Annotated in this window: 20 protein-coding genes; 11 read left to right on the top strand and 9 right to left on the bottom strand. The window is 69.2% G+C overall.

The annotated features are described in order from the left end of the window. Positions 1-215 precede the first annotated feature (215 nt). A complete protein-coding gene (locus BW41_RS03515; protein ID WP_037531485.1) occupies positions 216-1553 on the bottom strand; it encodes a methyl-accepting chemotaxis protein in 1338 nt (445 codons plus the stop codon). A 1-nt stretch (position 1554) separates the two neighbouring features. Continuing rightward, positions 1555-2916 carry a methyl-accepting chemotaxis protein gene (locus BW41_RS03510; protein WP_081792880.1) on the bottom strand — a complete coding sequence of 454 codons (1362 nt, stop codon included), beginning with the start codon at positions 2914-2916 and terminating at the stop codon, positions 1555-1557. 207 nt (positions 2917-3123) lie between these two features. Between BW41_RS03510 and sdhC the strand changes: the two genes are divergently transcribed. Genes sdhC through sdhA form a run of 3 tightly spaced genes read left to right on the top strand, consistent with a single transcriptional unit; the run spans position 3124 to position 5737 of the window. Next, on the top strand, positions 3124-3552 hold the full coding sequence (gene sdhC / locus BW41_RS03505; RefSeq protein ID WP_037531484.1) for a succinate dehydrogenase, cytochrome b556 subunit: 429 nt from the start codon (positions 3124-3126) through the stop codon (positions 3550-3552). Then, positions 3552-3935 carry a succinate dehydrogenase, hydrophobic membrane anchor protein gene (gene sdhD / locus BW41_RS03500; protein WP_037531481.1) on the top strand — a complete coding sequence of 128 codons (384 nt, stop codon included), beginning with the start codon at positions 3552-3554 and terminating at the stop codon, positions 3933-3935. The genes sdhC and sdhD overlap by 1 nt, the downstream gene beginning before the upstream one ends. After that, entirely contained in the window at positions 3935-5737 is a 1803-nt protein-coding gene (gene sdhA, locus BW41_RS03495) for a succinate dehydrogenase flavoprotein subunit (protein ID WP_037531479.1), read from the top strand. Before sdhD ends, sdhA begins: the two co-directional genes overlap by 1 nt. Before the next feature lie 50 nt (positions 5738-5787). Here the strand turns inward: sdhA and phhA are convergent, their stop codons facing one another. Next, on the bottom strand, positions 5788-6648 hold the full coding sequence (gene phhA / locus BW41_RS03490) for a phenylalanine 4-monooxygenase (RefSeq protein WP_037531476.1): 861 nt from the start codon (positions 6646-6648) through the stop codon (positions 5788-5790). A gap of 26 nt (positions 6649-6674) precedes the next feature. Here phhA and BW41_RS03485 point away from each other — a divergent pair, with 26 nt between their 5' ends. Together BW41_RS03485 and BW41_RS03480 are read left to right on the top strand one after the other, a co-directional pair. Continuing rightward, a complete protein-coding gene (locus tag BW41_RS03485; protein ID WP_051583225.1) occupies positions 6675-7349 on the top strand; it encodes a TIGR02117 family protein in 675 nt (224 codons plus the stop codon). Beyond that, positions 7340-8128, top strand: a complete 789-nt coding sequence (locus BW41_RS03480; RefSeq protein WP_037531473.1) for a hypothetical protein — start codon at positions 7340-7342, stop codon at positions 8126-8128. Before BW41_RS03485 ends, BW41_RS03480 begins: the two co-directional genes overlap by 10 nt. A gap of 618 nt (positions 8129-8746) precedes the next feature. Here BW41_RS03480 and BW41_RS03475 read toward each other — a convergent pair. Both BW41_RS03475 and BW41_RS03470 read right to left on the bottom strand, forming a co-directional pair. Then, a complete protein-coding gene (locus BW41_RS03475) occupies positions 8747-9022 on the bottom strand; it encodes a hypothetical protein (RefSeq protein WP_037531471.1) in 276 nt (91 codons plus the stop codon). After that, entirely contained in the window at positions 9023-10015 is a 993-nt protein-coding gene (locus tag BW41_RS03470; protein ID WP_235199494.1) for a glycerophosphodiester phosphodiesterase, read from the bottom strand. A gap of 144 nt (positions 10016-10159) precedes the next feature. Here BW41_RS03470 and BW41_RS03465 point away from each other — a divergent pair, with 144 nt between their 5' ends. From BW41_RS03465 to BW41_RS03440, 6 genes are all read left to right on the top strand, one after another. Next, positions 10160-10699, top strand: a complete 540-nt coding sequence (locus BW41_RS03465; protein ID WP_081792874.1) for a 2Fe-2S iron-sulfur cluster-binding protein — start codon at positions 10160-10162, stop codon at positions 10697-10699. Beyond that, positions 10696-11676: an FAD binding domain-containing protein gene (locus tag BW41_RS03460; protein ID WP_037531469.1), complete on the top strand. Its 981-nt coding sequence runs from the start codon at positions 10696-10698 to the stop codon at positions 11674-11676. Before BW41_RS03465 ends, BW41_RS03460 begins: the two co-directional genes overlap by 4 nt. 2 nt (positions 11677-11678) lie before the next feature. Beyond that, positions 11679-13913, top strand: a complete 2235-nt coding sequence (locus BW41_RS03455) for a xanthine dehydrogenase family protein molybdopterin-binding subunit (RefSeq protein ID WP_037531468.1) — start codon at positions 11679-11681, stop codon at positions 13911-13913. 385 nt (positions 13914-14298) lie between these two features. Then, the gene (locus BW41_RS03450; RefSeq protein WP_037531467.1) at positions 14299-16485 is read left to right on the top strand and encodes a xanthine dehydrogenase family protein molybdopterin-binding subunit; all 2187 of its coding nucleotides are present in this window, start codon (positions 14299-14301) and stop codon (positions 16483-16485) included. Positions 16486-16638: 153 nt separating this feature from the next. Continuing rightward, the gene (locus tag BW41_RS03445; protein WP_037531466.1) at positions 16639-17565 is read left to right on the top strand and encodes an XdhC family protein; all 927 of its coding nucleotides are present in this window, start codon (positions 16639-16641) and stop codon (positions 17563-17565) included. Next, entirely contained in the window at positions 17562-18191 is a 630-nt protein-coding gene (locus tag BW41_RS03440) for a nucleotidyltransferase family protein (RefSeq protein ID WP_037531464.1), read from the top strand. Before BW41_RS03445 ends, BW41_RS03440 begins: the two co-directional genes overlap by 4 nt. Before the next feature lie 79 nt (positions 18192-18270). Here BW41_RS03440 and BW41_RS03435 read toward each other — a convergent pair whose 3' ends face one another. The 4 genes from BW41_RS03435 to BW41_RS03420 all read right to left on the bottom strand — a co-directional run bounded on the left by BW41_RS03435 (position 18271) and on the right by BW41_RS03420 (position 23196). Then, positions 18271-19476 carry an ABC transporter permease gene (locus BW41_RS03435; protein ID WP_037531462.1) on the bottom strand — a complete coding sequence of 402 codons (1206 nt, stop codon included), beginning with the start codon at positions 19474-19476 and terminating at the stop codon, positions 18271-18273. Continuing rightward, complete coding sequence (locus BW41_RS03430) at positions 19473-20192, bottom strand: ABC transporter ATP-binding protein (RefSeq protein WP_037531460.1); 720 nt, start codon at positions 20190-20192, stop codon at positions 19473-19475. The genes BW41_RS03435 and BW41_RS03430 overlap by 4 nt, the downstream gene beginning before the upstream one ends. A gap of 122 nt (positions 20193-20314) precedes the next feature. Beyond that, positions 20315-21694, bottom strand: a complete 1380-nt coding sequence (locus BW41_RS03425; protein ID WP_037531459.1) for an efflux RND transporter periplasmic adaptor subunit — start codon at positions 21692-21694, stop codon at positions 20315-20317. Next, positions 21694-23196 carry an efflux transporter outer membrane subunit gene (locus BW41_RS03420; RefSeq protein WP_051583224.1) on the bottom strand — a complete coding sequence of 501 codons (1503 nt, stop codon included), beginning with the start codon at positions 23194-23196 and terminating at the stop codon, positions 21694-21696. Before BW41_RS03420 ends, BW41_RS03425 begins: the two co-directional genes overlap by 1 nt. Between the last annotated feature and the right edge of the window lie 7 nt (positions 23197-23203).

Genomic DNA, 23203 nt, shown 5'->3' with positions numbered 1-23203 from the left:
ACTAACCCAAAAGTCTCGGAGGTGCACAGAAAGCGCATCATAAGCCGACCACCCCGGCGAAGGCCGGGGCCCAGTCGGGCAACGGTCGTTGGCCTCGACTGAGCTTCACCCAACTGGACCCCGGCCTTCGCCGGGGTGGTGACTGGTGGAGGAGAGGAATTCCACCCCGCGGGCCTATTGCTTCGGCAAGCCTCTCGACCCGCCGACTTCCGGCATCATCCGACGCTGGCCGAGAACCCGTCCGCCGATTGCTGCAATTGCCCGAGCCGGTCGCCGACCTCGCCGAAGCCGGCGCCGAGGCTGTCGATCTCGCCGGCGACCGCCTGCGTGTCGGCGCGAATCGCCCCGATCGTGTGCGACATCGAATCGGCGGCGAGCGCGGTTTCGTCGACCGCCGCGGTGATCGCGGTGACGGTATGCGCCTGCGCGGCCATCGCGTCGCGGATGCGATCGGCGGAGACCTGCACCTCGCCGACCGTCTCGCGGATCGCCGCATTGGTCGCCACCGTCGTCCGCGTCGCATGCTGGATCGCGGCGATCTTGCCGGCGATATCGTCCGTCGCACGCGCGGTCTGGTTGGCGAGGCTCTTCACCTCCTGCGCGACCACCGCGAAGCCGCGGCCCGCGTCCCCTGCCCGCGCCGCCTCGATCGTCGCGTTGAGCGCGAGCAGATTGGTCTGCCCGGCGATGTCGCGGATCAGGCCGAGGATCGATTCGATCGACTGGGCGTGATCGCTGAGCAGCGCGCTCGCGCGCACCGCCTCGCCGGCATGGTCGCTGGCGCGCCGCGCGATGCCGGCGGCGGAATCGACCTCGGCGCGGGCATGGTCGATCGCGCGGATCAGGCCCGCCGCGGTCTGCGCCGCCTCGCGCATCGCCACCGCCGATTGCTCCGCCGCCGCGGCGACCTCCCCCGCCTTGCCGAGCATCTCGCGCGTCGAGGCGGAGGCCGCGCCGGCCTGGACGCGGATACGCGCGCCGAGCGTCGCGGTGCCGGCGATCGCGCAGGCGATGCTCTCGCGGAACGCCGCCGATCGTGCCTGCCGCTCCTCGCGCGCCGCCTCGTCGCGCAGCGCGACGAGCCGCCCGGTCATCAGGTCGGATTCGACCAGAGAGATGCGCTGGACCGCGTCGCACAGCCGCAGCAATCGCTTGGTATCGCCTTCGCAATGGCGTTCCAGCGTCCTCACGGTGAAACTGTGCGACTGGGCGAGCGCCGCCTGCAGGCTCGCCATCGGCACGCCGGACTGCGCGGACTGTTCGGCATTGCGCACCGCGATCGCACCCCAGGCGGCATCGAACGGCGCGCTGTACTTGAGGAAGGCGTAACGGGCGCTGTCGGCGATCCGCCGTTCGAGCCGGTCGGCGGTGAACAGCCGCCGCAACGGCTGCACCGCGGGCAGCGACAGATAATGGTCCCAGAAGCGGCGCGAGATCTCGCCATAGTCCGCCGGGGTCAGCAGCCCGGCGATCTCGCGGCAGGAGGTCGCGATCTCTCCGTCCCAGTCATATTCGCCGAGGTGCTCGGCGAGATCGCGCTGCGCCCTGGTCATCTCAGGCCGCGACCTTGGTGACGAATTCGCCGGCGCTGGTCTTGAGCGCGATCAGCTGGCCGTCGAGCCGGTCGAAGCCGCGACCGACATGGTCGATCTCGGCGGCGACCGTCTCGGTGTCGCTGCGGATCGCGGCGATCGTGCTCGACATCGAATCGGCGGCGAGCGCGGTCTCGTCGACTGCGGCGGTGATCGCGGTGACGGTCTGCGCCTGCGCCTCCATCGCATAGCGGATGCGGTCGGCGCTCTCCTGCACCTCGGTGACGGTGCTCTTGATGCTGGCGTTGGTCTCGACCGTCGAGCGTGTCGCCGACTGGATCGAGGCGATCTTGGCGGCGATGTCGTCGGTCGCGCGGGCGGTCTGGTTGGCGAGGCTCTTCACCTCCTGCGCGACCACCGCGAAGCCGCGGCCGGCGTCGCCCGCGCGCGCCGCCTCGATCGTCGCGTTGAGCGCGAGCAGATTGGTCTGTCCGGCGATGTCGCGGATCAGGCTGAGGATCGATTCGATCGACTTGGCATGATCGCTCAGCGTCTCCGACATGCCCACCGCATTGGTCGCCTGCACGCTGGCGCGGCTGGCGATCTCGGCGGCGGCCTCGACCTCGGTACGGGCGTCCTCGATCGCACGGATCAGACCGGCGGCGGTCTGCGCCGCCTCGCGCATCGCGACCGCGGATTGTTCGGCGGCGGCGGCGACCTCGCTCGCCTTGCCGAGCATGCCGCGCGCCGAGCCCGAGCTGCGCTGCGCCTGGTCGCGCAGCGCGCGGCCTTCATCGGTGGCGATCTCGACCGCGCTGGTGATGCCCTCGCGGAAATCGTCGGCGAGGCCTTCGCGGGCGAGCCGCGCGCCGTGATCGGCATAGCCGGCAAACAGCTCGACGGTCAGCTCGGTCTCCATGCCGAACAAGCGCATCAGCGCGTCGACCAGGCCGCTGTGGCGCGGATCGTCGGCCGGCACGCGGGCCATCAGCGCGCGCAGCGCGGCGCGATCACTGGCGCACGACATGGCGAGCACCTCCATCGTCGACACGCCCGCCGCATAAGCGGCGGCGACCGATCGTTCGAGCGACTCGACCCAGGCGAGCCCGTCGAGGTGGCAGCAGCGGTTGCGCAGATAGGCGATGCCGGCGGTGACGCGGCGTTCGGATTCGAGCGGCGTCCATTCCGGCGCACCGGGATGCGCGCGCCGCCAATGCGCCCAATAGGCCTCGACGATCGTCGGCGCGTCGGCCTCGATGATCGTCCACAATTCCGCCGCGCGCGGGATCAGCGTGTTCTCGCCGCCGTCGAAGGCGATGATGCGGCTGCGCAGGTCGATCGCGGCGGCAATGCTGGCCGGCTGTGGCAGGGCGAGGTCGGGCAAGAGCGTCTCCACGGTCGGCAATGTATCAAGAGTGTTGCAGGGATTAGAGTTCACTGGTTAATGGTCGGTTAGAGGCGGCGTCGGCCGATCGCCGGCCGGACTCCTTGCCGCGACGATGGTGCGCTGCGTCACTTTGCGCCGCTATGGCTTGCATCGCCCGTCCTCAGGCCTAATAGGCAGGCAATCGATTTTGGCCGAGGACCGTTCATGGCATCCCGCACTCCGGCGCGCCCGCGCAGCCCGCATCTTTTCTCGGGCTTTCTGAAGCTCCACTACAGCTGGGGCCCGCATATGCTGGTCTCGATCCTCCACCGCGCGACGGGCTCGGCGATGGCGACGGTCGGCACGGTGCTGCTCGTCTGGTGGCTCGCCGCGATCGCCTCGGGGGCGGAGGCCTATGCGCGGTTCCGCGACGTCTTCACCACCGACATGGGCCATCTCAACATCGTCGGCTGGGTGATCGGCGTCGGCATGACCTATGCGTTCTTCACGCACATGCTGAACGGCGTCCGCCACCTCGTGATGGACGCCGGCGCGGCGTTCGAACTGAAGCGCAACAAGATGTTCAGCCTGATCGTCATCGCCGGCGGCATCGTGCTGACCGTGGCCTTCTGGCTCTACCTGGGGATCAAGTGATGGGTTCGGGTACGCATATCGGCCGCGTCCGCGGCCTCGGCAGCGCCAAGGAAGGCGCGCACCATTGGTGGCGCCAGCGCGTCACCGCCGGGTCCAACCTGTTCCTGACCCTGTGGTTCGTCTTTTCGATCCTGCGCATGCCCGGCTATGACTATGCCAATGTGCACAGCTGGTTGCAGAACAGCTGGGCGGCGGTGCCGATGCTGCTGCTGATCGTCTCGGTCTTCTACCACTTCCGCCTCGGCCTGCAGGTGGTGATCGAGGATTACCAGCACGAGCAGAAACGCGTCGCCGCGATCCTGCTGCTCAACTTCTTCACGGTCGCCACTGCCGCGATCGCCATCTTCGCGATCCTCAAGGTCGCCTTCGGAGCTGCCGCATAATGTCGGACGCCTATAAGATCATCGATCACACCTATGACGCGGTCGTCGTCGGCGCGGGCGGTTCGGGCCTGCGCGCGGTGATGGAATGCGCGCAGAACGGCCTCAAGACCGCCTGCATCACCAAGGTGTTCCCCACCCGCAGCCATACCGTCGCGGCGCAGGGCGGCATCGCCGCCAGCCTCGGCAACATGGGTCCGGACCACTGGACCTGGCATATGTACGACACCGTCAAGGGCTCCGACTGGCTCGGCGACCAGGATGCGATCGAATATATGGTGCGCGAAGCGCCGGCCGCGGTCTACGAGCTGGAACATGCCGGCATGCCGTTCAGCCGCACCGACGAAGGCCGCATCTACCAGCGCCCGTTCGGCGGCATGATGCAGAACATGGGCGAAGGCCCGCCGGCGCAGCGCACCTGCGCCGCCGCGGATCGCACCGGCCATGCGATGCTGCACACGCTCTACCAGCAGTCGCTGCGCTACGATGCCGACTTCTACGTCGAATATTTCGCGCTCGACCTGATCATGGAGAACGGCCAGTGCCGCGGCGTCGTCGCTTTGTGCATGGAAGACGGCAGCATCCACCGCTTCCGCGCGCACAATACGGTGCTGGCGACCGGCGGCTACGGCCGCTGCTATTTCTCGGCGACCTCGGCGCATACCTGCACGGGTGACGGCGGCGGCATGGTGCTGCGCGCCGGCCTGCCGCTGCAGGACATGGAATTCGTCCAGTTCCACCCGACCGGCATCTACGGCGCGGGCGTGCTCATCACCGAGGGCGCGCGCGGCGAAGGCGGCTACCTGACCAACTCCGAAGGCGAGCGCTTCATGGAGCGTTATGCCCCGTCGGCGAAGGACCTCGCCAGCCGCGACGTCGTGTCGCGCTCGATGGCGATGGAGATGCGCGAAGGCCGCGGCGTCGGCAAGAACGGCGACCATATCTTCCTCCACCTCGACCATATCGATCCCAAGGTGCTGCACGAGCGGCTGCCCGGCATCACCGAGACCGGCAAGATCTTCGCCGGCGTCGACCTGACCCGCCAGCCGCTGCCCGTCACGCCGACGGTCCACTACAACATGGGCGGCATCCCGACCAACTTCCACGGCGAGGTCGTCCACCTCAAGGACGGCAATCCCGACACGGTCGTCCCCGGCCTGTTCGCGGTCGGTGAGGCGGCGTGCGTCTCGGTCCATGGCGCCAACCGCCTCGGCTCGAACTCGCTGATCGATCTCGTCGTCTTCGGCCGCGCCACCGGCAAGCGGATCGCCGATATCTGCAAGCCCAACGGCACGCACAATCCGCTGCCCAAGGGCTCGGAGGAGCTGGCGCTGACCCGCCTCGACAAGTTCCGCAACGCCACCGGCAGCATCCCGACCGCGGAGATCCGCGGCCAGATGCAGCGGACGATGCAGAAGCATTGCGCGGTGTTCCGCGACAATGCGCTGCTGACCGAGGGCCAGGCGCTGATGAAGGGCATCTACGGCCAGATCGCCGATGTCGCGGTCAACGACCGCAGCCTGATCTGGAACACCGACCTGATCGAGACGCTCGAGCTCGACAATCTCGCCGCGCAGGCGGTGGTGACGATCGACTCCGCCGCCAACCGCAAGGAATCGCGCGGCGCCCACGTCAACGAGGATTATCCTGACCGCGACGATGGCGAGTGGATGAAGCACACGATCACCAGCTTCACCGGCTGGGGCGGCGTCGGCGGCGCGACCGCGATCGATTATCGTCCGGTGCACGATTACACGCTCACCGACGACGTCGATTACATCAAGCCGAAGAAGCGGGTCTACTGATCCCCGGGCGGGGCGGATCGCCGCCCCGCCACCCTGCTCGGATCGCTCCCCTACCCGCGCGCCTTGCTGCGCGCATAATGCTGCGTTCCCTGGGTCAGCACCCGATCGCCCGCGACGATCGCCGCCACCGGGATATCGTCCTGGCGCTTCAGCTCCTCGTACAGCGGCGCGAAATCGGTCTCGACGGTGACGCGGAGCAATTCGTCGAAGCTCGGGATGACGAAATAATTCTGCTGGAAATCGTCGATCCGATAGTCGGTGCGCATCACCCGAGCGATATCGAAGGCGATCCGGTTCGGACTGGGATCGTCGAGCGCGAAGCGGCTCTCGGCGAAGCTCGACACGATGCCCGACCCATAGATGCGCAGATCGTCGCCTTCCTGCACCAGGCCGAACTCGACGGTGTACCAATAGAGCCGGCCGAGGTATTTGAGCGCGTCGAGCCCGAGCGCGCGCTGCCCGCCGCGGCCATAGGCCTCCAGATAATCGGCGAAGACCGGGTCGGCGAGCATCGGCACATGGCCGAAGACGTCGTGGAAGACGTCCGGCTCCTGGAGATAGTCGAGCTGGTCGGGGCGGCGGATGAAATTGCCGGCGACGAAGCGGCGGTTCGCCATATGGTCGAAGAAGACGTCATCGGGGACGAGGCCGGGCACCGCCACCACCTGCCAGCCGGTCAGCTTCATCAGCCGCTCGCTCAATTCGGCGAAATCGGGGATGCCGGGCTTGGACAGCTTGAGCACGTCGAGGCCGCGCAGATAGGCTTCCGACGCCCGGCCGGGCAGCAATTGGGATTGGCGCGCGAACAGAGTATCCCAGGTGGCATGATCCTCCGCCGTATAATGCTGCCAGTCCTGCGGGATCGTCCAGTCGGCGGACGGGGCGTGGGGTTGGGGTGATTCATCGGCCATGACGGCAGCCTAGCATAAGGTTTCGAATGATACGACATCCTGCCCTGACGAGCCTGAGCCGCTGGCTGGCGCGCATCGCCGCGCTCGTCGCGTTGCTGGTCGTCGGCTATGGCGTGGCGGGGCTGGTCGGTGGCGCCATTCCGTCGCATCGCGATTGGCGACCGCCCGCACGCGGCGTAACCGTCTATATCGAGTCGAACGGCATCCATGTCGGGCTGGTGGTGCCCAAGGTGGCGGCGGGGATCGACTGGCGCGGCTGGGCACCGGGAGCCGACCTCGCCGCGCCGCGTTACGAAGGATATGACCATCTTGCGATCGGCTGGGGCGAACGGACCTTCTATCTCGACACGCCGCACTGGCGCGACGTGCGGCCGGGGCGCGTGCTCGCCGCGACGATCGGCAGCGACGCGACGCTGCTGCACGTCGAGCACGTTCCTGCACCGGAGCCGGGTAACGACGTGCGCCGCATCGTGCTGCGGCCGGAGGAATATCGCCGCCTCGCCGCGTTCATCCGGTCGAGTGCCGCGCCGCAGCGGCAGCGCTGGCGCGGCTATGATCGCAACGACGCCTTCTATGCCGCGCGCGGCCATTACAGCGCGCTGCGGACCTGCAACGCCTGGGTCGGCGACGCGCTGCGCTTCGCCGGCGTCCGGGTCGGCCGCTGGACGCCGTTTCCGGTGACGGTGCTGCAATGGTTCTAGACAAATTGCAGGCCGGCCTCGCGCGCTGGCGCAGCGAGCCGCCCGCGCATGCGCGCTTCGGCCCCGACTTTCTCGCGCCGCCGCCGCCGCCCAAGGCGCTCGCGGCAAGTGAGGTGCCGCGCGTCGCCTGGATGTTGGCGACCCGCTGGCGCCACGCCGCGGCGCTCGCGGCGGTGCCGCCGGGGCGTGGCGGTGCGGTGATGGCGCTGCCCGGCCTGTTCGATTCGGACGGGTCGAGCATCGTGCTGCGCGACTTTCTGGCGAAGCTCGGCTATCGCGCCGAAGGCTGGGGGCTGGGCCGCAACCTCGGCGTCAAGAGCGTCGGCACCGAGGCGGAACGGCTGATTGCCCGCGTCGAGGCGCTGCATGCGGAGGCGGGGCCGGTGGCGCTGGTCGGCGTCAGCCTCGGCGGGATCATGGCACGGCTGGTCGCGCATCGCAGGCCCGATCTCGTCCGCAAGGTGGTGACGGTGAGTTCGCCTTATGCCGGCGGCGGCCGTGCCACCAACGTCTGGCGGGCGTTCGAATGGGCGACCGGCGAGCGCGTCGACGACCCGGCGGTGATCGCCCGCAGCCAGGCGATCGCCGCGCCGCTGCCGGTGCCGTGCACCGCGATCTGGAGCCGCAGCGACGGCTTCGTCAACGGCTTCATCTGCCACGACCCCAGCGCCGAGGCGGTCGAGGTGAGCAGCGGCCACCTCGGCGTGCACATCCACCCGGAGGTGCTGCTCGCGATCGCCGCGGCGCTGGCGCAGGATGCGGTGGTGCAGGACCGGTAGCGGGTGCGGGCGGTTTGGGTTTCGAGGCCGTATGAGGATTCACGCGAGGACGCGAAGCCGCGAAGAGGGTGCGCATGAGCGCGGCCCGTCTCCCTTCAGACGACGATTAAACAGGAACTGCGTATTCCGTTCACCTTCTCTCCGCGCCTCCGCGTGAACCCCTTCTTCTCTTCGCGTCTTAGCGTCTTAGCGTCTTAGCGTCTTAGCGTCTTAGCGTGATCCATCGTCGACAGGCGACCGTGGCGAACGGCGTTGATTCACGCGGAGGCGCGGAGGCGCGGAGGAGTCCCGCTCGGGGGCATGGCGTGGCCACGATCGCGATGAGGGAGCCCCACATCCGCGAGACGACAGCGCAAGCCTTGGGACTCGTGCAGACCTCTTTCCGTCATGCCGGACTCGTCCCGGCAACCACGGTTCCGCAGGAGCATAAGCCCTCGCGCTGGCGGCACGGTGGACGCCGAAACACGTCCAGGGTGACGGCGCATTTGGGGCGGCGGCAAGACTGGGATTTCCGAGGCGCTGAACCACTTAAGCCTCAGCGACGGTGAATCCGACGGAGGCGGCGGATACCCGAGGCGATCGACCGGCTCGCGGCCCGATCACCCCAACCGATGCCCCTCAATAGCCGGCGCGATAACCCGCATAGTGGCAGGCGTCCTGATCGTCCGGGTGCGAGCGGCAGCGGGCGGCGGCCTTCTTGCGTTCGCGGCCTTCCTTCGCCTCCTGCTTGCGCATCTTGCGGCCGTAGTTGCGGTCGGCCTCGGACTGGCTCGTCGTCGTCCAGTCGACCGCCTTGCCGGCGACCTGGAACGGCGCCTTGACGATCGAGGTGGCGGTGCTGACGCAGCCCGCGGTGGCGAGCGTGACGGGGAGAAGCAGAAACAGGCTACGCATTTACGGATGATCCTTGGCCGCACGGCGGGTCTCGACGCCGATTAGCGGGTAATCGGTGAAGAATCCGTCGATACCAAGGCGGAGCGCGCGGCGGATCTCGCCGGCGATATCGCCGTGCGCGGCCGGATCGTCGCCGCGGCGGAAACGCGGCGGCAGGAAGGTGTTTTCGGCACGATAGGTCCAGGGATGCACCTTGATCCCGGCGGCATGCGCGTCGGCGACCAGGGTCGTCGGCGTATCGCCCTGCCACAGCTGCGCCTTGTCGGGGCCGATGCCATAGGCATAGCCCGCCACCGCGCGCAGGCCGGCGGGGGTGAGCATCGCCGCATAGCTCGGCACCGCATGATCGGCCGGGCCGCCCTCCCCCGCCATCAGCTGGATCAGCCGCACCTTGGTGAGGCGGTGGATATGCCGGAGGTTGGCGACCTCGAACGACTGGATGAACACCGGCGCGTCGGCCCTGTCCCATCCCGCCTGCCGCAGCGCCGCGACGAGCGGCAGGTCGGTGCCGAGGCCGATGCTCGCGAAATAGGTCGGATGCTTGGTCTCGGGATAGATGCCGATCGTCCGCCCGGTCTCGGCGGTGCGGCGCTTGGCGAGGGCGATGATCTCGGCGAGCGTCGGAATCTCGAACCGGCCGTCATAGGCGGCATTGCCGGGGCGCAGTTGCGGCAGCCGTTCGCGGGCGCGCAGCGTCTTCAGCTCGGCGAGCGTGAAATCCTCGACGAACCAGTCGGTCAGTGTCGCGCCATCGATCGTCTTGGTGGTGCGGCGGTCGGCGAATTCGGGATGAGCGGCGACGTCGGTGGTGCCGCCGATCGCATTTTCGTGCCGCGCGACCAGCACGCCGTCCTTGGTCGGCACGAGATCGGGCTCGATGAAATCGGCGCCCTGATCGATCGCGAGATCATAGGCCGCGAGCGTATGTTCGGGGCGCGATCCGCTGGCGCCGCGGTGCGCGATGACGATCGGTTCGGTGACGGGTCTGGGCATCGCGCGATCCTGCGCGCAGACCATCGCAGATGCCAGCAGCAGCGTGGCGGTGAGAGCGATTCGCAAATCGGAAACCATCATGATTGCGCGCGTTACACGTACATTCCTTCACGGGTGTGACTCCCGATCCTCGCGAGGCAGCGCATGCATTTCACGATCAACGGCCAATCGTTCGAGGCCGAACCCGATATCCGCACCTCGCTGCTCGATCTGTGCCGCGAACATCTGGGGCTGACCGGCAGCAAGAAGGGCTGCGACCACGGCCAGTGCGGCGCGTGCACGATGCTGGTCAACGGGCGCCGCATCAATTCCTGCCTCAGCCTCGCGGTGATGCACCAGGACGACGAGATCACCACGATCGAAGGGCTCGGCACACCCGAGGATCTGCACCCGTTGCAGGCGGCCTTCGTCCGTCATGACGGCTATCAGTGCGGCTATTGCACGCCGGGGCAGATCTGCTCGGCGGTCGGCATGCTCGACGAGGTCAAGAAGGGCTGGCCGAGCCACGTCACCGGCGATCTCGATGCGCCGACCTTCGACGACGGCGAGATCGCCGAGCGGATGAGCGGCAACATCTGCCGCTGCGCCGCCTACCCCAATATCGTCGACGCGATCCGCGAGGTCGCCGAGAGCAACGGCGACACCAAGATCGCCCCCCGTCAGCCGGTGGAGGCAGGCGCATGAAGACCTTCAGCTACGCCAAGGCGGACGACGCCGAGACCGCGGTGCGCGATGCGCACGTCTCCGGCGCCAAATATATCGCGGGCGGCACCAATCTGCTCGACCTGATGAAGCTGCAGGTCGAGACGCCCGAGAAACTGGTCGACATCAGCCGCCTGCCGCTCGGCGAGATCGAGGAGCGCGAGGATGGCGGGCTGACGATCGGCGCGCTGGTGCCCAATTCCGACCTCGCCGCCGATCCGCGCGTCATCGCCAAATATGAGGTGTTGAGCCGCGCCCTGCTCGCCGGTGCGAGCGGTCAGCTGCGCAACAAGGCGACGACCGGCGGCAATCTGCTCCAGCGGACGCGCTGCTACTATTTCTACGACACGTCGACGGCGTGCAACAAGCGCGAGCCCGGCAGCGGCTGTTCGGCGATCGGCGGCTTCAACCGCGTGCTCGCGGTGCTCGGCACGTCGGAGCATTGCATCGCCACCCACCCCGGCGACATGCCGGTGGCGATGCGTGCGCTCGATGCGACGATCATCACGCTCAAGGCCGACGGCGACAAGCGCCGCATCCCGATCGGCGATTTCTATCGCCTGCCCGGCGATACGCCGCAGATCGAGACGGTGCTCGAAGCCGGCGAGCTGATCACCCATGTCGAACTGCCCGCACCGCCCAAGGGCAAGCAGGTCTACGTCAAGGTCCGCGACCGCGCGTCCTACGCCTTCGCGCTCGTCTCGATCGCAGGGGTGGTCGAGGTGGCGGACGGCAAGATCGCCTCTGCCGCGCTCGCCTTCGGCGGACTCGGTCCTATGCCGTGGCGCAATCCGGCGGTGGAGGCGGCGCTGGTCGGCCAGGCGCCGTCGGACGCGGTGTTCGCCGCGGCGGCGGATGCGCTGCTCGCCGATGCCAAGGGCTATGGTTCGAACGACTTCAAGATCCCGCTGGCGCGGCGGGTCCTGATCGCGACGCTGCGCGACCTGACGGGAGAATGAGCATGTTCGGTTTCGGCAAGGGCGACACCAACTCGCTGACGATGAACAAGGCGCATCCGGAGTCGCTGCTCGACAGTTCGGCGCAGGATGTGATCGGCAAGCCGATCGACCGGATCGACGGACCGAAGAAGGTCTCCGGCAAGGCCACCTATGCCGCGGAATATGCGCTCGACAACGTCGCCTACGGCTATCTCGTCCGCGCCACGGTCGGCGCGGGCAAGATCACCAAGCTCGACGCCGAGACCGCCAAGGCGATGCCGGGGGTGATCGACGTCATCACCGATTACGCCACCTTCCTGCGCAACCCGCAGCAGGGCGGCGAGACCGAGGCACCGACGCAGGGCGTCGAACAGGTCGCTTATTATGGCGAGATCATCGCGATCGTCGTCGCCGAAAGCTATGAGGCGGCGCGCGACGCGGCGCTGCGCCTCCATGTCGACTATGCGCCGAGCGAAGGCCGCTACGATTTCCAGACGCATCGCAACGAGGCGGAGAAGCCGTCGCCGCAGCAGATCCCGCCCTATCACGAGCAGGGCGATATCGAAGAAGGCATGAAGCAGGCGCAGCACCGGATCGACGTCACCTACACCACGCCGAGCCAGAATTCGGCGGCGATGGAGCCCCATGCCAGCCTCGCGGTATGGGAAGACGGCGCGCTGACGCTGTACGGCGCTTACCAGATGCCGGCATCGGACAAGCAGCAGCTCGCCAAGTCGCTCGGCGTCTCGGCGGACAAGGTGCGGATCGTCGCGGCCTATGTCGGCGGCGGCTTCGGCTCGAAGCTCGGCATCGCGCCGGAGAGCGTCGCCGCGGCGATCGCCGCCAAGCGGCTCGGCCGCCCGGTCAAGGCGGTGATGGCCCGCCAGCAGGTGTTCGACGCCACCGTCCGTCGCTCAAACACCGAACAGCGGATGCGGCTCGGCGCGGATGCCGACGGCAAGCTGATCGCGATCGGCCATGAGACGATCACCTCCAACCTGCCCGGCGAGGATTATTTCGAGCCCGCCGGCATGGCGACGCACTTCCTGTACGACGGCGAGAATCGGCTGATCACGCACGATATCGTCCGGCTCGACTGGACGCTGTCCGGATCGATGCGCGCGCCCGGCGAGGCGGTCGGGCTGATCGCGCTGGAAGGCGCGATCGACGAACTGGCCGAGGAGATCGGCATCGATCCGATCGAGCTGCGCCGCCGCAACGAGCCGGAACAGGATCCCGAGAAGAAGGTCCCCTATTCGTCGCGGATGCTGATCCCGTGTCTCGAACGCGGCGCGGAGCGGTTCGGCTGGGCCAAGCGCAAGCCGGCGGGCACCGATCGCCGCGGCGACTGGCTGTACGGAATCGGCGTCGCCTCGGCGGCACGCTCCAACCAGTTGCAGAAGTCCGCCGCCAAGGTGTCGATCGACGGTCAGGGCAAGGCGCATGTCGAAACCGACATGACCGATATCGGCACCGGCACCTACACGATCCTCGGCCAGATCACCGCCGAGATCCTCGGCCTGCCGATCGAGGACGTCATCGTCCACCTCGGCGACACCGATGCGCCTCCGGGTGCGGGATCGGGCGGATCGTGGGGCGCCGGATCGTCGGGGTCGTCGGTCTATCTCGCCTGCGAGGCGCTGCGCGGACAGATCGCCAAGGCGATGGGCGTCGACGAGCCATCGATGACGCTCAAGGACGGGCGCGTCATCGCCGACAACCGCAGCGTGCCGCTCGCGGAGCTGGTCGGCGACGGCATGGAAGCGACTGGCGAGATCGCCCCCGGCCGACAGGAAAAGACGTTCAACCAGGCGAGCTACGGCGCGCATTTCGCCGAGGTCGCGGTCAACGTCGTCACCGGCGAGGTGCGGGTCAAGCGGATGCTCGGCGTGTTCACCGCGGGGCGCATCCTCAACGAGAAGACGGCGCGCTCGCAATGCCTCGGCGGCATGACCTTCGGCATCGGCAGCGCACTGACCGAGGAACTGGTCCACGATCCCCGCAACGGCAAGGTCGTCAACCGCGACCTCGGCGAGTATCACGTGCCGGTCAACGCCGACGTGCCGCAGCTGGAGGTCGAGTTCCTGCACGAGCGCGACATCCAGGCCAATCCGCTCCACGCCAAGGGGCTGGGTGAGGTCGGCATCTGCGGCGCGGCGGCGGCGGTCGGCAATGCGATCTACAACGCCACCGGCGTGCGCGTGCGCGACTATCCGCTGACGCTGGACAAGCTGCTCGACGGACTTCCGGTGGTGTGAGGCGGTGCGGGGGGTGCTTGCGGCCCTGCCCCCGCGCGGGTGGGAGCCCGGTGTTCCGGAGCGCGAGGTAGCTGCTCTGCTCGGCCACTGGGTTCCCCCCTCCGTCATGCCGGACTCGTTCCGGCATCCACGGCCCCGCAGGAGCCTCAGCCATTGCCTCCGCGGCACGGTGGACCCCCGAACACGTCCGGGGTGACGGTGCGTTTCGGGCCAGGCCGAGACATCGCAAAGGTCTCGTGTTCGCGACGATCCGTGGTGCCGCTATCACCGGGAGCCCTCTCGGCAGGCGTTACGCGCACCGCGGGCGAGGATCATCAGCCCCCTCCCCTGTTCCTCGCCGCCTGCCCGTCCTACATAGCCTGCGCCCGGGGGCGAGGATAAGCCGATGAACGATATGACGATGGACCGTGCCTACCGGCCGGCAGGGCTGGCGCGTGGCGAGGTGCTCGGCGCGCCGGTGCCGCGGATCGACGGACCCGCGAAGGTGAGCGGCACCGCGACCTATGCCTATGAAGGCGCCGAGCCCGGCATCGCTTATGCCGCGATCGTCGGCGCGCCGGTCGGCAGCGGCCGCGTCACCGCGATCGACGCCGCGGCGGCGGAGGCCCTGCCCGGCGTCCTCGCGGTGATCCATGGCGATCCGCGGATGGTGACCGGCGGAAGCAACTCGCAAGCGCAGGCACACAGCGACACCGACCGCATCTTCCACTACGGCCAGCCGGTCGCGATCGTCGTCGCCGTGGATCAGGCGGTCGCCCGCGAGGCCGCGACGCTGGTCGTCGTCTCGACCGAGACCGGCGACGGCCGGTTCGATCCCACGGCGCAGCCGGTGCAGCGCGATCCCGACATCGGCTTCCTCAAGCCGGTCGAGATCGGCGATGTCGATGCGGCGCTGGCGGCGGCACCGGTGGTGCTCGACCGCAGCTATACGACGCCGGTCCATTTCCCCGCCGCGCTCGAACCGCATGCCAGCACGGTCGCCTGGGCGGACGGCAAGCTGCTGGTGCGCACCAGCAATCAGGTGATCGGCGGCGCGCGGCGGACGATCGCCAAGGCCCTTGGCCTCGCCGCCGAGGACGTTCGCGTGCTCGCTCCCTTCGTCGGCGGCGGCTTCGGCGGCAAGACCGGCGTCGGCCCCGAGGTGATCCTCGCCGCGATCGCCGCCGAGCGGGTTGGCCGGCCGGTCAAGATCGCCCTGCCGCGCGCGCAGACCGCCTATCTCGTCCACCATCGCTCGGCGACGACGCAGCGGGTGCGGATCGGTGCCACCGCCGACGGCCGGATCACCGCCTTTGCGCATGAGGGCGTCGCCGCGCAGAACGACGATGCCAGTTTCCTCGAACCGATCCCGTTCGGCTCGCTGCCGCTCTACGCCGGCGAGGCCCGGCGCTTCCGCACCGATCTCGTCCGCGTCGACCTGCCCGCCACCGGCGCGGTGCGCGCACCGGGCGAGGCGATCGGCACCTTCGCGGTCGAATGCGCGATGGACGAGCTGGCCGAGACGCTCGGCCTCGACCCGGTCGAGCTGCGCCGCCGCAACGAGCCGGAGGTCGATCCGGTCAGCGGCAAGCGCTTCTCGACGCGGCGGATGCTCGATTGCTACGACGAGGGCGCACGCGCCTTCGGCTGGGCGGAGCGGCGCAAGCGGCGCGAGGGCGACTGGCTGATCGGCCACGGCATGGCGGCGGCGCTGCGCGGCAATTTCACCGTCAAGGCGGAGGCGCGGGTGACGCTCGGCGGCGACGGGCGCGCGATCGTCGCCTGCGACATGACCGACATCGGCACCGGCACCTATACGATCCTCGCGCAGACCGTCGCCGAGATGCTCGGCCTGCCGATCGCCGCGGTCGAGGTGCAGATCGGCGACAGCGACCTGCCCGCCAGCGCCGGCTCCGGCGGATCGTTCGGCGCGGGCAGCGCCTGTTCGGCGGCGGTGCTCGCCTGCGAGGACATCCTCGCCACGCTCGCGCTGCGGATGAACGCCGCGCCCGAGGATCTGCTGCTGCACGACGGGGTCGTCACGGCGGGCGGGCGCAGCGTCGCGCTCGTCGACCTGCTCGACGGCGCCGCCATCGTCGCCACCGGCAAGACCGGCCCCGGCGCCGAGACGCAGGCCACCAGCCAGGCGAGCCACGGCGCGCATTTCGTCGAGGTCGCGGTCCATGCCGTCACCGGCGAGGTGCGGGTGCGGCGGATGCTCGGCGTGTTCGACGTCGGACGCGTGCTCAACGCCAAGACTGCGGCGAACCAGCTGATCGGCGGCATGGTCTGGGGCCTGTCCTATGCGCTCGGCGAGGCGGCGGTGGTCGACGTGCGCAACGGCCATTTCGTCAATCCCGACTTCGCCGAATATCACGTCGCCGTGAACGCCGACGTGCCGCGCATCGACGTCCGCTTCATCGAGGAGATCGACGACAGCGCCAATCCGGTCGGCGCCAAGGGAGTGGGCGAGCTCGGCATCTCGGGCGCGGGTGCGGCGGTGGCGAATGCGATCCACGACGCCTGCGGCGTACGCGTGCGCGACTTTCCGGTGACGCTGGATAAATTGCTGGCAGGATTGCCTGACGTATAATTCCTCCCCTGAAAGGGGAGGGGGACCGCGACGCGTAGCGGCGTGGTGGAGGGGGGCTTCCGCAAACGGTATCGCTTGTGGAAGCCCCCCTCCACCACGCCCTGACGGGCGCGGTCCCCCTCCCCGTACCGGGGAGGAACCAAAGGATAGACTATGGCCGAAAACGATTCCGTCCTCGCCGCCGCCCGCCATTGGCAGGGCGAACCGCTCGCGCTCGCGACGGTGGTCTCCACCTGGGGCAGCGCGCCGCGGCCGCGCGGCAGCCATATGCTCGTCCATGCCGACGGACGGTTCGAAGGATCGGTGTCGGGCGGCTGCGTCGAGAGCGACATCCTACAGACCGCCGCCGAGGTGATCGCCGGCGCGCCCTTCCAGCTCAAGCGCTACGGCGTCGCCGACGATGCGGCATGGGAGGTCGGCCTGCCCTGCGGCGGCGAGATCGCGGTGATGGTGCAGCCGGTTTCGGCGGCGGGCTTCGACCCCGAATTGTTCGACCGGATCGCCGAGGCGCGCGAACGCGGCGAGGCGCTCACCGTCACCACCGATCTCACCACCGGGCACAGCGACTTGCGCCCCATCGAAACCGGCGAGGTGTTCGCCAACCGCTACGATCCAGCACGGCGGCTGCTGATCGTCGGCGCGGTGCAGATCGCCCAGGCGCTCGCCGCGCTCGCCCGCACGCTCGGCATCGACACGACGGTGATCGATCCCCGCGCGCGTTTCCTCACCGAGGAGCGTTTCCCCGGCGTGACGCTCGACGACCGCTGGCCCGACGAGGCGATCGAGGCGCTGCGCCCCGGTCCGGCGACCGCGGTGGTGACGCTCAGCCACGACATCAAGATCGACGATCCCGCGCTGATCGCCGCGCTCGCCAGCGACGCGCCCTATGTCGGCGCGCTCGGCAGCCGCCGCAGCCATGCCGCGCGCCGCGACCGGCTCGCCGCGGCGGGGCTGAGCGCGGCGCAGATCGACCGGATCGACGCGCCGGTCGGCATCGACATCGGCGCGATCGGCCCGTCGGAGATCGCGCTGTCGATCGCCGCGGCGATGGTCGGCGCGTTCCACGGCCAGCGCGCATGATCGCGGCGGCGGATTGCGTGCTGGTGCTGCTCGCCGCCGGGCGGTCGCAGCGGATGGGCGATGTCGGCAGCAAGCTCGACGAACCGTTCCTCGGCCGGCCGCTCGGCCTGCACGTCGCGATCGCGCTCGAGGACATGCCGTTCCGGGAACGGGTGGCGATCGTCGGGCGCGCGCAATGCGATTATGCCGCGCATGGCTTCACGCTGATCCGCAACGACGATCCCGCGATGGGGATGAGCCGGTCGCTGGCGCTCGGCGTGGAGCGCGCGCGCGCGCTCGAGGCGCGCGGCATCGTCGTCGCGCTCGCCGACATGCCGCGGGTGACCGCGACGCATATCTATCAGCTGCTCGATGCCGCCGACGACGCGGATGCGATCGTCGCGTCGAGCGACGGCCGCGCGCCCAAGCCGCCCGCGGTGTTCGGCGCCGGCCGCTTCGACGCGCTGCTCGCGCTGGAGGGCGACGCCGGTGCGCGCGCGATGGTGCGGGCGGGCAAGCATGTCGTGACGACGCCCGCCGAGCTGATCGATGTCGATACGCCGGAGGAGCTCGCCCGGTTGCGCGAGCTGGTCCATGCGCCGGAGGTGTATACGCGGGTCGGTCGACGGGTGGCGGCGGAGGGGTAGAGCTTTATCCCAACTCATCATCCCCGCCTGCGCGGGGATGACAGGGTGCAGGGTAAGGCTCGCCCCTCAGAGCGCCCCCCTATTCGTGGCGCAGTGCGTCGATCGGGTTGAGCGCGGCCGCGCGGCGGGCGGGGAAATAGCCGAACACCACGCCGATCACCGCCGAAATGGCGAAGGCGATGATGTTGATCTGCGGATCGAACGTCCACGGCACCTGCATCAGCGGCACCAGCGCGAGGATCGCGCCCTGCGCGATCACCAGCCCGATGATCCCGCCGAGGCAGGACAAGGCCACCGCCTCGACGAGGAATTGGAGCAGCACCTCGCGCGCCACCGCGCCGATCGCGAGGCGGATGCCGATCTCGCGCGTCCGTTCGGTGACGGAGACGAGCATGATGTTCATGATGCCGATCCCGCCGACCACCAGGCTGATCGCCGCCACCGCCGCGACGATCCGCGTCAGCAGGGTCGTCGTGCCGGTGAGCGTGTCGGAAATCTGCTTGGTGTCGAAGATGTTGAAATCGTCGTCACGCCCGCCGGACAGGTGCCGCCGCTCGCGCAGCAGCGCGGTGATCGAGGCCTGTACCGCGCTCGTCTGGTAATCGCTGTCGACGCCGACCAGCATCACGCGCACGTCGTCATTGCCGACGAAGCGGCGCTGCACGGTCTTGATCGGCATGACGACGACATCGTCCTGATCGCCGAAGCCACCCTGGCCGCGCGTCGTCAGCGCGCCGATCACGTCGCAGCTGACGTTGCCGAGGCGGATGCGCGTGCCGATCGGATCGCCGCCGCGGTAGAGATTCTGGCGCACGGTATTGCCGATTAGGCATACCGCCTTGCCCGCCTCCTCCTCGCCCGGCGTCCAGTAGCGGCCGGAGGCGAGCGGCCAGGGCTGGACGGTGTTGAACGCCAGCGTCGTGCCGTTGATCGTCGTCGACCAATTGGCGCCTTCGTAGATCGCGGTGGCGCTCGAGCTGGTCTGCGGCGCGACCGCGGTGATGCCGGCGATCTGCGTCGCGATCGCATCGGCATCGGCGATCTTGAACGGCGGCGGCGGCGGCCCACCGCCACCGCGCCCGAAGCCCTGCCCCGGCCGCACCTGAAGGATGTTGCTGCCCAGCGCGGAAATCTGCTGCTGCACCGCCGCGGTGGTCGCCTTGCCCAGCGTCACCATCGTCACCACCGCGCCGACGCCGATGACGATGCCGAGGATGGTGAGGAACGAGCGCAGCAGATGCCGCCGGATCGAGCGCAGCGCGAGGATGAGCGTGGTGCCGATCATGACGCGTCCACGGCCTCGCCCTGGCGATGCTGCGCCTCGATCCGCTCGACCAGCCCGTCCTTGAAGTGGATCACGGTGCGCGCGAAGGCGGCCATATCGGGCTCGTGCGTCACCATCAGCACGGTGATGTTGCTGGTACGGTTGAGGTCGGTGAGCAATTCCATGATCTCCACCGAGCGTTCGCTGTCGAGGTTGCCGGTCGGCTCGTCGGCGAGCAGCACGTCGGGCTGCGTCACGATCGCGCGGGCGATGGCGACGCGCTGCTGCTGGCCGCCGGACAGTTCGGCCGGGGTGTGATCCCACCAGCGATCGAGCCCGACCTTGGCGAGCGCCGCCATGCCGAGCTCGCGCCGCGCCTTCTTGTCCTCGCCGCGATAGAGCAGCGGCAGCTCGACATTCTCCAGCGCGCTCGTCCGGCTGAGCAGGTTGAAGCCCTGGAAGACGAAGCCGAGGTAGCGGCGGCGCAGCAGCGCGCGCTGGTCGCGGTCGAGCGTCTCGACATGATGGCCGCGGAACAGGAAGGTGCCGCCCGACGGCACGTCGAGGCAGCCGAGGATGTTCATCGTCGTCGACTTGCCCGATCCCGACGGCCCCATCACCGCGACGAAATCCCCCGCCGCGATATCGAGGTCGACGCCCTTCAGCGCCTGGAATTGCGTCGCACCGGTGCCGTAGACCTTGGTGACGTTGCGCAGCGTGATGATCGGGTCAGCCATGCGCTTTTCCCTCGCCTGTCATCCCCGCGCAGGCGGGGAGCCAGACGCGCCCGCGCTGCGCAGGAGCCGGACGACTTGCGTCGCTCGCCGCTCGCCTGCGCGAGGACGACACGGCGGGCCGCTTACTGTCCACCGCCGCCACCCTGACGCCGCTGGCCGCCGCCGCGCTTCGCGCCGCCGCCGGCATCGTTGCCGCTCGACAGCTGGCCGGTGATCACCTGCTGATCGGGCTTGAGGTCGCCGCCGAGCACCTCGGTCATCGTGCCGTTGGTATCGCCGGTGGTCACCTGCACCGCCTGCGGCTTGCCGTCCGCGCCCTTGACGTACACCGTCTGCGACGCGCCGCGCGCCAGCGTCGCGGTACGCTCCGGGCGATCGCGGCGCGGGCGGAAGGTGAGCGAGCCGGCAATGCCGCCGCTCGACCCGCCCGCCGTGCCGCCCGCCGCAGGCTTGAAGCGCAGCGCCGCATTGGGGACGAGCAGCACGTTCTGCTTGTCGGAGGTGACGATGTCCGCGGTCGCGGTCATGCCGGGGCGCAGCTGCAGCGAGGGATTGGCGACGGTGAGGTCGGCGGCATAGCTCACCACCTGCCCGCTGGTCGAGCTGGTGGTGGTCGTCGTCGAGGTCGAGCTCGCCGAACTGACGGTCAGGTTGGAGCCGAGATCGACGCGCGTGATCGTCGCCGGGAAGGTGCGGCCCGGAAAGGCGTCGACGGTGAAGTTCGCCTTCTGCCCGACCTTGACCTCGCCGACATCGGCCTCGTCGATCGCCACCTCGAGCTTCATCTTGCTGAGATCCTCGGCGATGACGAACAGGGTCGGCGTGTTGAACGAGGCGGCGACCGTGGCGCCGGGATCGATCTGGCGCGCGAGCACGACGCCGTTGACCGGCGAGCGGATCACCGCGCGGGCGCGCTGCGTCTGGTTCTGCGCCAGTGCCGCCTGCGCCGCGGCGACGTTCGCCTGCGCGACCTTCAGCGCGGCGACGCTGCGCTGATAATCGGCGCGGCCGGTCTGCAATTCGGTGCCCGAGGGGACGCGGCCGTTGGACAGCTTGTAGACCTCCTCCAGCCGGGCGAGCTGCGCGCGGCTTTCGGCGACGGTTGCCTGCGCCTGATTGACCTGCGCCTGGTTGGCGGCGATCTGCGCCTGCTGCTGGCGGATCTGGTCGTCGATCTGCTGCGGATCGATCAGCGCGAGCGGCTGGCCGGCGCTGACGCGGTCGTTGACGTCGACCACCACCTTGGTGACGAGGCCCGACAGCTGCGAGCCGACCGTCACCTGATTGGTCGGCGCGAGCTTGCCGGTCGCCGAGACGGTGACGGTGAGATTGCCGCGCGTCGCCGCCTGCGTCGCATAGCCCGCCTCCGCCTTGGCGCCGAAACAGCTCTTGAGCAGCAGCGCGAGCAGCACGACGCCGAGCGCGACGAACACCCATTTGAGATAGCGCCGCCACACCGGCACCGGCTTCACGCCGAGAAAATCGTCGATCGGTTCGGCCATCAGCGGGTCTCTTCTGGAGCGGTTCGAGCAGGCGGTTGCGCCGCCGGGTTGCGGGCGGCGCGGGCGGGCGCCTCAGGCGTGACGCTCGGGTCCCAGCCGCCGCCGAGCGCGTTGTACAGCGCGACGAGCGCGGTCGCCTGGTCCGAGCGCGCCTGGGTCAGGCCGTTCTGCGCGGAGAGCAGCGTCGCCTCCTGCTGGTTGAGCGTGGTGAAATCGGTGAGGCCGCTGCGATACTGGCTGCGCGCGAGGATCGCCGCGGCGTTGCTCGCATCATAAGCGATGCCGAATTGCGTCTCGCGCTGGCGCGCCGAATCGAGCGCGACGATCGCATTCTCGATATCCTCGAGCGCGGTGAGGATCGTGCCGCGATAGGCGGCGAAGGCCGCATCCGCCGCCGCCTCGTTCGATCGCACCTGGCTGCGCAATCGGCCGCCGTTGAAGATCGCCTGGGTCAGCCCGGCGAACAGGCTGCCGGTGATCGCATTGCCAAGGCTGCCGAGCCCGGTCGCGTTGGAGTTGACGTTGCCGCTGATCGCCAGCGCCGGATAGAGCTGCGCCTTGGCGACGCCGATCTGCGCGGTCGCGGCGGCGAGCGCGCGTTCGGCGGCGCGTACGTCGGGGCGGCGGCGCAATGCGTCGGCGGGGATGCCGACGCCGACCGTCGCCGGGCCGCGCGGGATCGGCCGCGCGGCGGCGAGCCGGCTGCGCAGCGCGCCGGGCGCCTGACCGGTCAGTACGCCGATCCGCGCGACCGCGGCGGCATATTGCTGTTCGATCTGCGGCACGGTCGCGGCGGTCTGCGCGCGCTGCGCCCGCGCCTGTTCGGCATCGACCGAGGAAACCAGCCCGGCCTGGACGCGGAAGCCGGCGATCTCGAGATTGTCGTCCTGGATCGCGAGATTGGCGCGGGCATTGGCGAGCTGCGCCTGATAGGCGCGGGCGAGCACGTAATTGGTCGCCACCTCGCTCTCGACGGTCAGCAGCGTCGTCGCATAATCGAAGCCGGTCGCGGCATATTGCGCCTGCGTCGCCTCGACCGTGCGGCGCACCTCGCCGAACAGGCCGAGCTGGTAGCTCGCCGACAGGCCGGCGGAGAAGCTGTTGGTGCCGCCGCCGCCGGTGTCGACGACGGTGCCGTCGGGCAAGGTGAACGAGCGTCCGCCGCCGCGCAGGTTCTCGTTGCGCTGATAGCCTGCCGAACCTGACAGCGTCGGCAGCAGCGACGCGCGGCTCTGCACCAGCGATTCGCGCGCCTGCCGCAGCCGCGCCACCGCCTGCGCGATATCGGTGTTGGCGAGCCGCGCCTGTTCGACCAGCTGGCCGAGCACCGGATCGTCGAAATTCGCCCACCAGCGGGTCAGGTCCTCGGCGGTCTGCTGCGCCGGTACCGAATAGCCGTCGGGCACGCCGAGCGCGGCGGCGCTTTGCGGGTGATAGTCAGGGCCGACGGTGCATCCGGCGAGCGCGACGGGGACGAGCAACAGAGCGGAGGCGCGGACCATGGCCGTA

Origin of the sequence: Sphingomonas sp. RIT328 (assembly GCF_000632225.1) — a bacterium.
Classification (GTDB): domain Bacteria; phylum Pseudomonadota; class Alphaproteobacteria; order Sphingomonadales; family Sphingomonadaceae; genus Sphingomonas; species Sphingomonas kyungheensis.
Note: the sequence above shows the minus strand (reverse complement) of the source record. Positions and strands in the feature narration are given on the sequence as shown.

What these genes read in the sequence shown, in the direction of transcription:
- BW41_RS03515 (WP_037531485.1), bottom strand. Translation starts at nt 1,553, where the DNA reads ATGACCAGGGCGCAGCGCGATCTCGCCGAGCACCTCGGCGAATATGAC.
- sdhC (WP_037531484.1), top strand. Translation starts at nt 3,124, where the DNA reads ATGGCATCCCGCACTCCGGCGCGCCCGCGCAGCCCGCATCTTTTCTCG.
- sdhD (WP_037531481.1), top strand. Translation starts at nt 3,552, where the DNA reads ATGGGTTCGGGTACGCATATCGGCCGCGTCCGCGGCCTCGGCAGCGCC.
- sdhA (WP_037531479.1), top strand. Translation starts at nt 3,935, where the DNA reads ATGTCGGACGCCTATAAGATCATCGATCACACCTATGACGCGGTCGTC.
- phhA (WP_037531476.1), bottom strand. Translation starts at nt 6,648, where the DNA reads ATGGCCGATGAATCACCCCAACCCCACGCCCCGTCCGCCGACTGGACG.
- BW41_RS03485 (WP_051583225.1), top strand. Translation starts at nt 6,675, where the DNA reads ATGATACGACATCCTGCCCTGACGAGCCTGAGCCGCTGGCTGGCGCGC.
- BW41_RS03480 (WP_037531473.1), top strand. Translation starts at nt 7,340, where the DNA reads ATGGTTCTAGACAAATTGCAGGCCGGCCTCGCGCGCTGGCGCAGCGAG.
- BW41_RS03475 (WP_037531471.1), bottom strand. Translation starts at nt 9,022, where the DNA reads ATGCGTAGCCTGTTTCTGCTTCTCCCCGTCACGCTCGCCACCGCGGGC.
- BW41_RS03470 (WP_235199494.1), bottom strand. Translation starts at nt 10,015, where the DNA reads ATGCCCAGACCCGTCACCGAACCGATCGTCATCGCGCACCGCGGCGCC.
- BW41_RS03465 (WP_081792874.1), top strand. Translation starts at nt 10,160, where the DNA reads ATGCATTTCACGATCAACGGCCAATCGTTCGAGGCCGAACCCGATATC.
- BW41_RS03460 (WP_037531469.1), top strand. Translation starts at nt 10,696, where the DNA reads ATGAAGACCTTCAGCTACGCCAAGGCGGACGACGCCGAGACCGCGGTG.
- BW41_RS03455 (WP_037531468.1), top strand. Translation starts at nt 11,679, where the DNA reads ATGTTCGGTTTCGGCAAGGGCGACACCAACTCGCTGACGATGAACAAG.
- BW41_RS03450 (WP_037531467.1), top strand. Translation starts at nt 14,299, where the DNA reads ATGAACGATATGACGATGGACCGTGCCTACCGGCCGGCAGGGCTGGCG.
- BW41_RS03445 (WP_037531466.1), top strand. Translation starts at nt 16,639, where the DNA reads ATGGCCGAAAACGATTCCGTCCTCGCCGCCGCCCGCCATTGGCAGGGC.
- BW41_RS03440 (WP_037531464.1), top strand. Translation starts at nt 17,562, where the DNA reads ATGATCGCGGCGGCGGATTGCGTGCTGGTGCTGCTCGCCGCCGGGCGG.
- BW41_RS03435 (WP_037531462.1), bottom strand. Translation starts at nt 19,476, where the DNA reads ATGATCGGCACCACGCTCATCCTCGCGCTGCGCTCGATCCGGCGGCAT.
- BW41_RS03430 (WP_037531460.1), bottom strand. Translation starts at nt 20,192, where the DNA reads ATGGCTGACCCGATCATCACGCTGCGCAACGTCACCAAGGTCTACGGC.
- BW41_RS03425 (WP_037531459.1), bottom strand. Translation starts at nt 21,694, where the DNA reads ATGGCCGAACCGATCGACGATTTTCTCGGCGTGAAGCCGGTGCCGGTG.
- BW41_RS03420 (WP_051583224.1), bottom strand. Translation starts at nt 23,196, where the DNA reads ATGGTCCGCGCCTCCGCTCTGTTGCTCGTCCCCGTCGCGCTCGCCGGA.